The organism is Leifsonia poae, assembly GCF_050632865.1.
Classification (GTDB): Bacteria; Actinomycetota; Actinomycetes; order Actinomycetales; family Microbacteriaceae; genus Leifsonia; species Leifsonia poae_B.
Genome location: NZ_JBODSA010000003.1, coordinates 964,541 through 976,228 on the forward strand (window position 1 = coordinate 964,541; position 11,688 = coordinate 976,228).

An 11,688-nucleotide genomic window follows, 5' to 3' on the forward strand; every position below is an offset into this window, starting at 1 on the left:
CTCCCACCACTGGAGCGTGAACCCGGGAGGTGGGAACGAGAACGTCCGCGAGCTGTTGAACGAGTTGAGCACGATCAGCAGCAGGGGCACGTACAGGATCACCAGGCCGAGCAGCATGCAGACCCCGGTGATGATCCGGGCCGGCGTCGACAAGAGCTTCACACGTTCTCCAATGCACCGGTGCGGCGGACCGCGAGCAGATACAGCACGACCGCGACGAGCGGGATGACGGACAGCGCCGCGGCGAGCGGCTGGTTGTTCGCCGTCACGAGCTGCCCGTAGATGAGGTTGGCGAGAAGCTGCGTCTTGCCGCCGACGATCCCGACCGCGATGTAGTCGCCGAAGCTGAGCGCGAAGGTGAAGATCGAGCCGGCCACGATCGCCGGGAACACCAGCGGGAAGGCGACCGTGCGGATCGTCCGCCAGGTGGACGCGCCCAGATCGTAGCTCGCCTCGAACAGCGAGTCCGGCACCCGGTCGAATCCGGCGTACACGGGGATGATCATGTACGGCAGCCAGAGGTAGGCCAGCGTCATGATCGTCGCGGGCAGCCCGAAGCCGGGCGTGTAGCCGCCGGTCGCGACCGCGATCGGTCCGCCCGGCTCGACGAGGATGCGCCAGGCGTACGCCTTCACCAGGTAGCTCGCCCACAGCGGGGTCGTCACCGCGACCAGGTAGAGGGCTCGGCGGCTCGGCCGGGCCACCTTCGCGATGTACAGCGCGATCGGGAAGGCGATCACGGCGTCGATGAGCGTCACCCCGAGCGACACGAGCAGCGTCCGCAAAGCCACGGTGCCGTAGAGCGGATCCGTGAACAGCGTCGCGTAGTTCTCCAGCGTGAACGTCGGGACGACGGCGCCCGTGAACCCGTCCACCGTCCAGAAGGAGGAGACCAGCAGGACGGCGATCGAGCCCAGGTAGATGACGACGAGCCAGAGGAGGGGCGGCCCGAGCACGAGGCCCAGGCGTGCCCTCATCCCTTGATCTCCTGCCACTTGTTGACCCACTCGCTGTAGGCGGTGCAGTTCGTCCCGCTGCCGTCCACGCACTTCTTCTGCGGCGTCGTCCAGTAGTGGATCTTGGACGCGTAGTCGGCGTCGGTCGCGTGGTAGGTGTCGCAGAAGCTCGGGTCGGTGGTCTCCTGGCAGGCCTTCGTCTGGGCGGGAGCCTCACCGAACCACTCGGCGACCTGGGCGTTCGTCTTCGGGGACGTGATCCAGTCCATCCACCGGTACATGCAGTTCGGGTGCTTCGCCTTGGACGAGATCATCCAGGTGTCCGACCACCCGGTCGAGCCCTCCTTGGGGACGGTCGTGCCGACCTGGACCTTGCCGTCGCTCTGGATGAGGTTCGCGATGACCTGCCAGGACGTCCCGACCACGCTGCTGCCCGACTCGAACGACTGCACCGACTTCGTGTAGTCGGACCAGTACTCGCCGATGTTCGCCTTCTGCTTCTTCAGCAGGTCGACCGCGGCATCCAACTGCTTCTCGGTGAGCGAGTAGGGGTCCTTGATCCCCAGCGACTTGTCGTGCTCCATCAGGTAGAGCGCGGCGTCGGCGATGTAGATGGGGGAGTCGTAGGCGGTGACCTTGCCGGCGTACTTCGACGCGTCATCGAAGACGGCCGACCACGAGTCCGGCGCGGGCGTCACGGTGGCCTTGTTGTACATGAGCACGTTCGCGCCCCAGCCGTGCGGGATGCCGTACATCTGCCCGTCGACGGAGTTCCAGGCCTTCTTCTTGAGGAAGTCGGAGATGGTCGCGTAGTTCGGGACGAGCTTGGTGTTCACCGGCGCGACCTGGCCGCCGTAGACGAGCCGGAGCGTGGCGTCGCCCGAGGCGGAGACGCCGTCGTAACCGCCGGTGCGCATGAGCTGCACCATCTCGTCGGAGGTGCCGGCGACCTTGGCGTTGACCTGGCAGCCCGTCTCCTTCTCGAACGGCGTGACCCAGTCGACGCTCGGGTCGTTGCTGCCATCCTCGGCGTAGCCCGCCCAGACGATGATGTTCAGCTGTCCCTCGTTCGACCCCAGCTTCTTGGCCATCGGGACGTTCGGCACGGAGGCCGAACCGCCTCCGGAGCCGCCGGAGCCGCCGCTCGAGCACGCGGCCAGCACCAGGAGGGCCGCGGATGCGGCCGCCAGCGCGGCAGCCGGGCGCAGGACGCGCTTGGTTGCACCCATCATGATTCCTGCCTCTCTTTTTCACCTCTGCTGCGAGGTACGTCTGCGGTGTCCGGGCCGGCGCTCGCCAGCTCCCGGAGGTCGTCGTCGTTCCAGGAGACGTGCACCCGCGCGCCTCGGTCGAGCTCGCCGCGGTGGGTGCGGTCGTTGTGCTCCAGCACGGAGATCCGCGGTCCGGCATCCAGGTCGACGACCCGACGGATGCTGTTGCCCGCGTAGACGGACTCGACCAGCGTCCCGCTGGCGGTCGGTGAGCCGGAGGAGTCGGGGACGGTGCTCAGCGTCAGCTTCTCGGGCCGGATGGAGAACTCCCCGTCCCGGCGCAGCACCGACTGCGCGTGCTCCCGGTCGAACAGGTTCGAGGTGCCGACGAAATCCGCGACGAACCGGGAGACCGGGTGCTCGTAGAGCTCGCGCGGCGTGCCCAACTGCTCGATCCGGCCGTTGTTGAAGACGGCGATGCGGTCGGACAGCGTCAGCGCTTCATCCTGATCGTGGGTGACGAAGACGAATGCGATGCCCAGCTCGTGCTGCAGCTGCTTCAGCTCCACCTGCATCTGCTGGCGCAGCTTGAGGTCGAGCGCGCCGAGCGGTTCATCGAGCAGCAGGGCCTTGGGCTGGACCACCGTGGCCCGCGCGAGCGCCACGCGCTGCCGCTGGCCGCCCGACAGCTGTGCAGGCTTGCGGGTGGCGAAGCCCTCGAGGCGGACCGAGGCCAGCGCATCCATCGCCCGCCGCCGTCGCTCCGCCCGGGCGACGCCCCGCACCCGCAGCCCGTATGCGACGTTGTCGAGCACGTTCATGTGCGGGAACAGCGCGTAGTCCTGGAAGACCGTGTTCACCGGCCGGGAGGCGGCCGGCTTGTCCGTGACGTCCTGCCCGAACAGCTCGATCCGGCCCGAGGTGGGCTGCTCGAATCCGGCGATGCAGCGCAGCACCGTCGTCTTGCCGGACCCGGACGGCCCGAGCATCGAGAAGAACTCGCCCGCGGCGATCTCAAGATCCAGGTGGTCCACGGCCGAGACCGAGCCGAAGAGCTTGGTCAGCTGCGTCAACCGGATAGCGGGCAGTTCGGGCACTCGGGGCTCCTTCGTCGGTGAGCAAATCGTAGACGATCCACCGCACGACGAAAAGCTTTGCATTCAGGCGTGCCGACCAAGGATTCCGAAGGTTTTTGAAAGCGCCGGAACCGATTCCGCGCCGATAGGCGCTCCGCTGCTACAGACAGCTGGGCTGATATGCCGGGTTCGCGGGTCCTTTCGGCATGCTCAACGCCTGCAGCACCAGCTGCTGAACCACGGGATCGTTCGGCGTCTGGTCGTGCTCGATCGGGTCGGCGGGACACTTGTCCTGGATGACGAGGTTCGTCACCTGCGACGCCGAGCCGGCCAGCGCCTGGCTCTGGTACGGCGTGACGACCTCATCGTGCGTGGTCGAGATCACGGTGTAGCTCGGGCCCTTCACCGTGTCGCCGATCGAGTTCAGCTTCTGGAGGAAGGCGGAGCCGGCCGTCTGGTCGGCGCACGCCGGGCACGCGGTCGGGTCGGCGCTGGTCAGGGCCGGGAGGCCGTCGGGTCCCGGCACGATCACGCCGCGGGTGCCGTGGTTGGAGGGCGCGATGCCGATCAGCTGGTGCACCTTCTTGGCGCCGCCGAGGAAGCCCAGGTAGTAGCGCGGCATCATCCCGCCCTGGCTGTGCCCGACGATGTTGACCTGCGGGGCCTTCGTCGAGGCGAGCACCGCGTCCACGAAGGGCGCGAGCTGCTGAGCGGACTGCGCGATCGGGCCCGAGGCGTCCACTCCGTTGTACTGGCCGTAGTCCAACGCGTACACGCAGTAGCCGGCCTGCTTGAGCGTCGGCGACATGGTGGCCCAGTTCTTGGCCATGTTCTCGAACGTGCCGGGCACCAGGATGACCGGGTACGGGTGCGCGGCGGACGGCACGCACGACCAGTCGTTCGCGCCCGGAGGCGACACGGAGACGGTGTCCGCCTGCGCGGGGACGGCGAGCGCGAACGCCCCGAGGGTGGCCGCCGCAGCGGTGACGATCAGCTTCTTCAGTAACGACATCGGTACCTCTTCCATCGCAGCCCGCTGGGGGACGCGGGCTCGGCCGAAGACGGTAGACGCGGCCTCGCGGGGGATCAAGCGGTTCTGAGGCGGTTGGGAGAGGGTGCGCAGGAGGTCTTCAGGTGCGCGCTTTACTCGTCCCGCCCTTGCCGCGTCTGCCTCACCCACGGGGAGACCTGGACTTCACCGGCACCCGGTTCGTCGCTGAACCCGGATACCTGCACCACGAACTCCGCACCGTCCGCCGGCGAGAACTTCAGCCACCCGCCTCCGCTGCAGGAGGAGAAGGACCCGTCCGCCGTTCCGTCGGTGTAGACGAGGCAGGTCTTCATCTCTCCGGTGCCTCTGAGCAGGTACAGCGCGTGACCGTCGGCGTCGCCCTGGTACCGGGAGGAGTTCACATCCGCGTTCTCGATGTACTTCACCGCGTCCGGTGGCACCGCGTCGTCGGAGGTGCGCGCCTGATCGAACGGCGTCGCCGACCCGACACAGCCCGCCACCGTGACGGCCACAGCCGCAAGCACCATCCCGAATGTCAGTCGTCGCATCGACCTACCCCCGGTCGAAACGTAGCAGAACCGATGGCGCATTCTCAGCGGCGCCCGCGCCCACAGGCCCCGACCGCGCACGAATGTCCGTCGCCCCGGTGTCGGCGCTGCCGTTGCACCTTCGAACCCGCCGCCGCCCGAGGGACTGGGCAGCGGCGGGCTCTTCCCCTCCGAACCGGTCAGAGGATGCGCTTCCCGAGTGGGCACTTCCATCGACCGGGTGTGCAGGGCGTCGGCGGCTGGCCCGGCGCGACAAGTGCCCGCGGCTGTTCGTCGATGCCCGGGATCGTCGCGATCTGGACGGGTCCGCCGTGAACTCTCGCGTCCGCGGTCGCCGGCGCGGTCACCGTGAGCGCCAGTGCTGCGAGGACGGCGAGAGTCGCTGCGGTGGTGCGGGGCTTCATGCTCATCAGATCCACCTCCGAGGCCGATGTTCGCGCCCCGGCACTCTGCGCGGTATGGGCAGAACTGCGTAGGCAATTGTTCGAATGGCGGCCGGTGCTCGCGGGCGTCACCCTCGTCGGTGAGGGGAGGTGATCACCATGCTGCTAGGAGTCGCAGCGACAGTCGTCGCAACCTGCTTCTGCCTGAGCCCCACACCGCTGCCGGAGCAGATCCCCGTCGCGCCTGACGCGTTCAACACGCCGATCCGTGCCGCGGCGCCGGCGGACGCGGTACCGGAACGCTGCCTGAGCACGGCTCGAGCGTGGTCGCATCTGGCCGCGACATGCCCGCGGATGCCCGTGCTGACGGACCCGTTCGTCCATGTCGGAGCACGTCCGTTGGTCCTCGGTCGGGTGCGCTGACGGCAGGGGGCCGCTATGGTCGCCGGTGCAGCTCGGCCTACCGGGGCAGATGGATGATGCCCAGCCGGGCGGCAGCCGTGACCGCCGTCACCCGGTCGTGCTGGCCCAGCTTCGTGTACGCGTTCTCGACATGCTTTCGTACCGTCGACGGCGATACCCGGAGGATGTACCCGATCGCGGTCGCGGTGAACCCTTCGCTGACGAGTTGCAGCACCTCGGTCTCTCGCCTCGTCAGCGGGTTCCGTTCGACGAACTCCGGATGCGGAGTCGCCAGTCCTGTCAGCCGGTTGAACGCGACGAGGAGAGGCTGGATGGCCGTCGCGGCCGCCACCTCGTCGTCGCTGAAATCCCGGCGGTACCGGTTGAACGCCCAACCGTTCCACGAGTTCGGCGTCACCGGGGTGACGACGATCGACAACTGCGTGGACAGATTCCAGCGCGCGAACGTCTCGGCGAAGACAGGGTGGTTGAACCAGTCGCGGTCTCCGATGATGTCGCTCATGCGGCGCGGGTTCATTGTCGCCGTCGAGGTGTAGCTCAGGACCTGGGGGTGCCTCCACATGTTCCGGCTGACCGCCGCGACGACCTCCGGGTTGCCGGCTTCGCCCGTCCCACGGATCTCCAGCTCACGCGACCCCGGATCGAACCCCACCCACCCGAGGGATTCGGACGGGAACATCGTCTCCAGCGACTCCGTCACCGCATCGAGAAACGCCTCACGGTCCGTGACGCCGTCGAGGTCGTAGCTCAGCCGTAGAGCAAGTTCTGTGCCATCCAAGAGAGCCCCCGGGAACAGATCCGCCGTCCCGATGGCTGAACGCTAGACCTGCCCGTCCACCCGCCGCAACAGAGCCTTTTGGCCGAGGTCCCCCTGTGCAGCCCGTTCGGCTTCGGCGAGTTGACGCAATGCTGCGGACCCGGCGAAGGTGATGGCGGCGATGCAGCCGGACGCTGCCACGAGAACGAGCAGCCAGTAGAGCGCATGCGCGACCGTCGCCCCAAGCCACGGGTGCTCGGCGGAGCTCGGTACGCCGAGCCAGCGGTCGGGTTCGGATACGAGCGCCGGGGAGACCGCCACGCCCGCGAGACAGGCTGCATACCCGGCGGCGACGAGCACGATGACCACGGCCGGCAACGCGCGGCCGACCGCGTTGGCATCCCGTCTCATCGAGCCCCCTCCTCGCTGGCGGGAAGCGTAGCAAGGGCGGCTCTGTATCACCCTCACATTTTCCGACTCGGCTTGATAGTTGACGTTTGCTCAGTACCGGAGTTGTCTACTCCGTGGCGCCCCGACGAAGCAGGTGCCGTGGGCGTGTGAGCGGGGTGCGCTGTGCGAGAGTGGATGAACCGGCAGCCGGCATGGGTCGTCGGGGTTCTGATGGGTCTGTTCTTCGGCGTCGGGACGTTCGTCGTGAACGTCAGCATCGGGATCCAGCGGCTGAGCTGGGCAAGCGCTGTCGCCGCTGCGATCGGCGGTGTCCTGTTCGGTGCTGTCATGGCACTGCTGGTCGCTCGCCAGCGGCGGAAGTCCGGTGGAACGTCGATGGCGCAGTCCGTGACGAACGCCGTCAAGCGGGGTGAGCTTCCTCACGGCGCTTCCGCGGATGAGTGGATGCCGTTGCTGGAGAGGCGACGCCGGCAAGCGAAACTGCTGCGCTGGCTGGGCCCGCTGGAGTTCGGCCTGTTCGCCGCGCTCGCCGTCTACCTCATCGTCACCGACGGCTCACGAGTCATCTTCTGGGACGCCGCGCTCGTATTCTTCCTGGCATTGGCCGTCTGGTACCCGATCAACTCGCGCCGGCAGTTGCGGAGCATCGAGCAGTTGGAGCGGCAGCTCGCCGAGGATGCCAGGTCGGCGGGGCCTGCTCCCATCGGCGGGTCATGAAGTACCCCTGGTGGGTGAGGCCCACCGGCGGCAATCGAGGCTGGGCGCTGGTTCTCGCCGTCGTGTACAGCCTCATGTCGGTCGTCCAAGGCTTCACGTGGCTGACCCGCTCGAACTGGTTCTCCGGCGTCCTCGCCTTCGGGTTTCTGTTTCTCGCGGTCTGCGCCTGGGCTGCGGTCATCTACCTGAATCGCCGGTCCGACGACGGGGGACGTCGTGGCTGGTGATCCGACGGAGGGCGAGAGGACCTTCCTCCGATGAAACCGATCCATGCGGACGAGGTGCGTGTCCCGAGGAAGCCGTGGTGGGTGCTCAGTATGAGCCGCCGCTACGCGTTGGTCCTGGGGATCTTCTACCCGCTGATCGCTGTCGTCTTCCTCGTGGGCTGGTTCGTCGAGGGTCGATGGTGGAACCTCGTGAGCGCGGTGGTCTGGCTTCTTCTCGGTGTGGCGGCATGGGCAAGCTACTTCTGGTACCGGAAGCTCCCGGCAGACGAAGCCACGGCCGCCCGCCACGATGGAGGCGTGACGTGAGCAGGCGCGACGTCTCCGTACCCGGCTTCTTCATCTGGGCCACTGCTGGTGGCGTGGTCGCTCTCTGCTTCGCCGTCTACGCGGGCATCCGCGCGGCGGAGCGTCACAGCGCGCTCCTGTGGACGGCATGCGTCATCCTCGTCGCCTCCGCCCTGCTCACCTTCAGCGGCGCCGCACTCGAGCGGCGGCGCCGAGCACGAAGTCGCGCTGCGGACGGCAGCACGACACGAGTCGAGGGACGCGGCGATGGCTGATGTGGCGGCTCGCGCATATCGGTGACTGCGACGCATCGAACGCGTCCCGGCCATCGCGCTGGTCGTCAAGGGGCACCCCTACGAAACCGCCCGCACCGCCCGCCCCCGCAGCATCATCGCCGACGCGATCGCCAGCACCACGATGCCGATGGACTCGACGATTACCGTCTCGGGGACGAGCGTGAACGACCACGTCTCCCTGATGCCGAAGAGCCCGACCGTGAGGGCCAGCAGCAGGGCGGCGAGGCTCGCGATCAGGAAGAGCAACCCGAGCACGGTGACCGCCTGCAGGAGCCGGCCGCGAGTGACCAGCATCCCGATGGCGAGCACGATGCCCGCGATCGCGTTGAGGATGAAGAAGACCCCGAGGATCCCGCCGACGCCGTCGAAGACGAGGAACAGGTGGATCCCGCCCGCCGCCGCGAGGAGGATCGCGCTCAGGATGCGCATGATCCAGGGGAGACCCTGGGTGCCCTGACGGGTGTCGCTCATTTCTCTACCTGCTTCCACTTCGCGCCTCCACCCGGCGAAGGCGTCATGGGGAACACGAGGCGGCAGCGGGAAAGGTTCACCGGCCGCTAGCATCGGCTCATGCCCGCCGCCGCCTGGGATCCCGGGACCCTCCGTCAGGCCGCTGGCGGACTCATCGCGCTGACCGTCGCGACGTTCCTCGCGGTCACCACCGAAATGCTCCCGGTGGGCGTGCTCCCCGCGATCGGGCGCGATATCGGGGTCAGCGACTCGGTGACCGGCCTGCTGGTGACGGTGTACGCGTTCATGGTGGCCGTGCTCGCGGTGCCGCTGACCCTATCCACCGCCCGGGTGTCGCGCAAAGGCCTGCTGACGTCCACGATCGTGGGCTACACGATCAGCAACGCGCTCGTCGCGGTGGCGCCGAACTTCGGCGTGCTGGCGGCAGGGCGCGCATTCGGCGGTATCGCCCACGCGCTGTTCTTCTCGGTCAGCATCGGCTACGCCTCGCGGCTGGTGCGACCGGCGTTCACGGGGCGGGCGCTGGCCATCGTCACGGCGGGTGCTGCGGCGGGATTCGTGCTCGGTGTTCCGCTCTCGACGTCGCTGGGGAACGCGGCCGGCTGGCGCGCGGCCTTCGGGGTGCTGGCGGGCGTGTGCGCGCTCACGGTGGTGTTCGTGCTGGTCCTGCTGCCGGCGGTCCCCGGCGGCGGGACGGAGCACACGGGCGCCGGAGTCGGTGCGCGTCGAACGCGGCTCGGGATCGTGTCCACCGCGAATGCCGTCGTCTACCTGGGTCAGTTCACGGTCTACACGTTCATTTCGGTGCTGCTGCTCGGCGCCGGGCTGCCGGAGGCGGGAATCGGCCCGGTGCTGCTGGGGCTCGGCGCGGTCGGGCTGCTCGGGACGTGGTTCGCCGGGTCCATGCTCGACCGGCGGCCGCGGTTCGTCGTGCTGGTGCTGCTCAGCGTGCTGACCCTGGCCCTGGTCGCGGTGGGGCTCGTGTTCCCTGCGCTCGGCGGGACGCTCGCCGCGGCGGCGTTCTGGGGTGCCGCGTTCGGCGGCGTGGCGTCCGTGTTCCAGACCGCCGCCATCCGCACGCGCGGCGCGACCCCGGAGGTGGTCGGCGCGCTCGTCAACTCGACGGCGAACATCGGGATCGGCGGCGGGGCTGCGATCGGCGCCGCGGTCCTCGCCGGGCCCGGGGCCGGGTGGCTGCCGTACGCGGGTGCCGCGCTCGTGCTGGTGGGGCTCGTCATCGTGCTGGTGGCGCGGCGTTCGTTCCCGTCCGAGCCCTGATCGCCGGCGTCACCCGCCGAAGGCGTCCAGGAAGCGGTTGCGGAACGCATCCATCGGCCAGACGGGCGCCGCGGGCGAGGGAAGCATCCCGGGCTCCCACTTCCAGGAGGCGATGCGCTCCATCACCGCAGCGTCCTTGGCGATGACGCTGATGGGCACCTCGTGGTTCGCGCCCTCGCCGCTGACGACCGTGGCGGGCTGGTGGTCGCCGAGCACGACGAGCACCAGGTTCGGGTCGTGGGTCTCGGTGAGGAACGAGAACAGCGAGCCGAGAGAGTACTGGACGGACTGCCCGTAGAGCTGCTGCACGTGCGCCGGGTTCTGCCAGACGACGCTGGGGCTCAGACCTTCCCCCGGCTGCTCGTCGTAGACGGAGCCGTCGCCGATCGCGTTCCACGGGACGAGCTTCGGGAGCGGCGTCCAGGGTGTGTGCGACGAGACGAGGTCGATCTCCGCCATGACCGGCGCGTGGGGCTTCTCGAGCACGGTCCGGTCGAAGTGGGCCAGCGTGTACTGGTCGGGGACGCGGGCGTAGCTGAACTTCGGTCCGTGATAGCCGACGTTCTTCGCGTTGAGCTGCGTCCCGAACCGGTAGAAGTCGGTGCCGACGGGCCAGGGCTTGGTGTCGGACGGGACGTCGCTGATGGTGTCCCAGCCGGCCTTCCGGAACGCGGTGGCCAGGGTGAAGCGGTCGCCGGAGGTGATCTGGTCGTACTTCTGCTGGGTGTCGATCCACAGGCCGCTCTGGAGGGTGGAGTGCGCGAGCCAGCTGACGCCGCCGAAGGTGGGGGAGTCGAGGAACGCGCTGCGCTCGCTGTAGCCGTGGGCGGCGAGCTGCGCGTCCCCGTTCCGCAGGACGGCGTCCACACCGGGGGAGAACGAGGTGCCCTGGACCGCGACCTGGCCGTAGCTCTCGACGAAGGCGACGATGACGTCCTTGCCGCGGAGCCCGGTGAGGAGCTGGGAGGCGGGGAGGCCCGCGTACGGGTCGGTGGCGGCCTCGCGCGCGAAGACCGCCTGGTCGCGCCCGGCCGCCTCCATCTGGGCGACGCGCGCCGCAGCGGTCGGGAGCGGATCCGCCGCGGCGACCGGCTCGCCCGGGACGAGCTGGGCTCCGACCAGGGCGATGACGAGCCATCCCGCCGTCACGGCTGCCGCGCCGAGGGCAGTGGCGCGGAGGTGGCGGCGGAGCAGCCGCGCGAGCCGGAGCAGGGAGGCTGTGACGGCGACGACCGCGGCGACCGCGAGCAGAGCGACGAGGAGGAGCAGGAGCTGCGCGCCGACGGGTCCGGCCGAGTCCTGCACCACGCCGTAGCCGTCGACGAGTTCGGTCCAGCCGGACACCGGGTCGAAGGGGCGTCCGATCGTCGCGGTGAAGACACGGTCCAGGGCGGCGCTGACGATCGCCGCGACCAGCACGAGGGCGGCGACCGCGGCGAGGGTCCGGCGCAGCCAGTGCCACGGGATGAAGGCGAGCACGGCGAGGACGAGCGCGGTGACGAGCGGGATGCGGACCAGCGCCAGCGCGGACCCGGACGCGATGACGCCCGGCGCCGTCGCTGCGGCGAAGAGCACGACGATGGCCGCCGCGGTCGCGAGGGCGGATCGGACGGGACGGACGCGGGAGGCGGTCACGA

The 11,688-nt window shown here is 69.0% G+C and carries 15 protein-coding genes; 5 read left to right on the forward strand and 10 right to left on the reverse strand.

What is annotated here, in order from left to right; genetic code table 11:
• Window positions 1–158: 158 nt before the first annotated feature.
• The 8 genes from ACRAWB_RS15035 to ACRAWB_RS15070 form a co-directional block, all read right to left on the reverse strand.
• On the reverse strand, window positions 159–977 hold the full coding sequence (locus ACRAWB_RS15035; RefSeq protein ID WP_431354053.1) for an ABC transporter permease: 819 nt from the start codon (window positions 975–977) through the stop codon (window positions 159–161).
• Entirely contained in the window at window positions 974–2,188 is a 1,215-nt protein-coding gene (locus ACRAWB_RS15040; RefSeq protein ID WP_431354054.1) for an ABC transporter substrate-binding protein, read from the reverse strand. Before ACRAWB_RS15040 ends, ACRAWB_RS15035 begins: the two co-directional genes overlap by 4 nt.
• On the reverse strand, window positions 2,185–3,264 hold the full coding sequence (locus ACRAWB_RS15045; protein WP_431354055.1) for an ABC transporter ATP-binding protein: 1,080 nt from the start codon (window positions 3,262–3,264) through the stop codon (window positions 2,185–2,187). Before ACRAWB_RS15045 ends, ACRAWB_RS15040 begins: the two co-directional genes overlap by 4 nt.
• Window positions 3,265–3,403: 139 nt before the next feature.
• The gene (locus ACRAWB_RS15050) at window positions 3,404–4,255 is read right to left on the reverse strand and encodes a lipase family alpha/beta hydrolase (protein WP_431354056.1); all 852 of its coding nucleotides are present in this window, start codon (window positions 4,253–4,255) and stop codon (window positions 3,404–3,406) included.
• A gap of 131 nt (window positions 4,256–4,386) precedes the next feature.
• Window positions 4,387–4,803, reverse strand: coding sequence for a hypothetical protein (locus ACRAWB_RS15055; RefSeq protein ID WP_431354057.1), 417 nt, complete (start codon window positions 4,801–4,803; stop codon window positions 4,387–4,389).
• A 179-nt stretch (window positions 4,804–4,982) separates the two neighbouring features.
• Window positions 4,983–5,213: a hypothetical protein gene (locus ACRAWB_RS15060; RefSeq protein ID WP_431354058.1), complete on the reverse strand. Its 231-nt coding sequence runs from the start codon at window positions 5,211–5,213 to the stop codon at window positions 4,983–4,985.
• Between the two features lie 433 nt (window positions 5,214–5,646).
• Window positions 5,647–6,387: a response regulator transcription factor gene (locus ACRAWB_RS15065; RefSeq protein WP_431354059.1), complete on the reverse strand. Its 741-nt coding sequence runs from the start codon at window positions 6,385–6,387 to the stop codon at window positions 5,647–5,649.
• A gap of 42 nt (window positions 6,388–6,429) precedes the next feature.
• Window positions 6,430–6,777 (reverse strand): hypothetical protein, encoded by a 348-nt coding sequence (locus tag ACRAWB_RS15070; protein WP_431354060.1) that lies wholly within the window; start codon window positions 6,775–6,777, stop codon window positions 6,430–6,432.
• 174 nt (window positions 6,778–6,951) lie between these two features.
• On the opposite strand from ACRAWB_RS15070, the gene ACRAWB_RS15075 reads away from it, so the two are divergent.
• The 4 genes from ACRAWB_RS15075 to ACRAWB_RS15090 are packed head-to-tail and all read left to right on the forward strand — an operon-like array spanning window position 6,952 to window position 8,281.
• A complete protein-coding gene (locus ACRAWB_RS15075) occupies window positions 6,952–7,494 on the forward strand; it encodes a hypothetical protein (RefSeq protein WP_431354061.1) in 543 nt (180 codons plus the stop codon).
• On the forward strand, window positions 7,491–7,721 hold the full coding sequence (locus ACRAWB_RS15080) for a hypothetical protein (RefSeq protein WP_431354062.1): 231 nt from the start codon (window positions 7,491–7,493) through the stop codon (window positions 7,719–7,721). Before ACRAWB_RS15075 ends, ACRAWB_RS15080 begins: the two co-directional genes overlap by 4 nt.
• A 30-nt stretch (window positions 7,722–7,751) precedes the next feature.
• On the forward strand, window positions 7,752–8,027 hold the full coding sequence (locus ACRAWB_RS15085; RefSeq protein ID WP_431354063.1) for a hypothetical protein: 276 nt from the start codon (window positions 7,752–7,754) through the stop codon (window positions 8,025–8,027).
• The gene (locus ACRAWB_RS15090; RefSeq protein ID WP_431354064.1) at window positions 8,024–8,281 is read left to right on the forward strand and encodes a hypothetical protein; all 258 of its coding nucleotides are present in this window, start codon (window positions 8,024–8,026) and stop codon (window positions 8,279–8,281) included. Before ACRAWB_RS15085 ends, ACRAWB_RS15090 begins: the two co-directional genes overlap by 4 nt.
• A 78-nt stretch (window positions 8,282–8,359) precedes the next feature.
• On the opposite strand, the gene ACRAWB_RS15095 is transcribed toward ACRAWB_RS15090, so the two are convergent.
• Window positions 8,360–8,773 (reverse strand): hypothetical protein, encoded by a 414-nt coding sequence (locus ACRAWB_RS15095; protein ID WP_431354065.1) that lies wholly within the window; start codon window positions 8,771–8,773, stop codon window positions 8,360–8,362.
• 99 nt (window positions 8,774–8,872) lie between these two features.
• Here ACRAWB_RS15095 and ACRAWB_RS15100 point away from each other — a divergent pair, with 99 nt between their 5' ends.
• The gene (locus ACRAWB_RS15100; RefSeq protein WP_431354066.1) at window positions 8,873–10,051 is read left to right on the forward strand and encodes an MFS transporter; all 1,179 of its coding nucleotides are present in this window, start codon (window positions 8,873–8,875) and stop codon (window positions 10,049–10,051) included.
• Window positions 10,052–10,060: 9 nt separating this feature from the next.
• On the opposite strand, the gene ACRAWB_RS15105 is transcribed toward ACRAWB_RS15100, so the two are convergent.
• Window positions 10,061–11,686, reverse strand: coding sequence for a CDP-alcohol phosphatidyltransferase (locus ACRAWB_RS15105; RefSeq protein ID WP_431354067.1), 1,626 nt, complete (start codon window positions 11,684–11,686; stop codon window positions 10,061–10,063).
• Window positions 11,687–11,688 lie beyond the last annotated feature (2 nt).

What these genes read in the sequence shown, in the direction of transcription:
- ACRAWB_RS15035 (WP_431354053.1), bottom strand. Translation starts at nt 977, where the DNA reads ATGAGGGCACGCCTGGGCCTCGTGCTCGGGCCGCCCCTCCTCTGGCTC.
- ACRAWB_RS15040 (WP_431354054.1), bottom strand. Translation starts at nt 2,188, where the DNA reads ATGATGGGTGCAACCAAGCGCGTCCTGCGCCCGGCTGCCGCGCTGGCG.
- ACRAWB_RS15050 (WP_431354056.1), bottom strand. Translation starts at nt 4,255, where the DNA reads ATGTCGTTACTGAAGAAGCTGATCGTCACCGCTGCGGCGGCCACCCTC.
- ACRAWB_RS15055 (WP_431354057.1), bottom strand. Translation starts at nt 4,803, where the DNA reads ATGCGACGACTGACATTCGGGATGGTGCTTGCGGCTGTGGCCGTCACG.
- ACRAWB_RS15060 (WP_431354058.1), bottom strand. Translation starts at nt 5,213, where the DNA reads ATGAGCATGAAGCCCCGCACCACCGCAGCGACTCTCGCCGTCCTCGCA.
- ACRAWB_RS15070 (WP_431354060.1), bottom strand. Translation starts at nt 6,777, where the DNA reads ATGAGACGGGATGCCAACGCGGTCGGCCGCGCGTTGCCGGCCGTGGTC.
- ACRAWB_RS15075 (WP_431354061.1), top strand. Translation starts at nt 6,952, where the DNA reads ATGAACCGGCAGCCGGCATGGGTCGTCGGGGTTCTGATGGGTCTGTTC.
- ACRAWB_RS15080 (WP_431354062.1), top strand. Translation starts at nt 7,491, where the DNA reads ATGAAGTACCCCTGGTGGGTGAGGCCCACCGGCGGCAATCGAGGCTGG.
- ACRAWB_RS15085 (WP_431354063.1), top strand. Translation starts at nt 7,752, where the DNA reads ATGAAACCGATCCATGCGGACGAGGTGCGTGTCCCGAGGAAGCCGTGG.
- ACRAWB_RS15095 (WP_431354065.1), bottom strand. Translation starts at nt 8,773, where the DNA reads ATGAGCGACACCCGTCAGGGCACCCAGGGTCTCCCCTGGATCATGCGC.
- ACRAWB_RS15100 (WP_431354066.1), top strand. Translation starts at nt 8,873, where the DNA reads ATGCCCGCCGCCGCCTGGGATCCCGGGACCCTCCGTCAGGCCGCTGGC.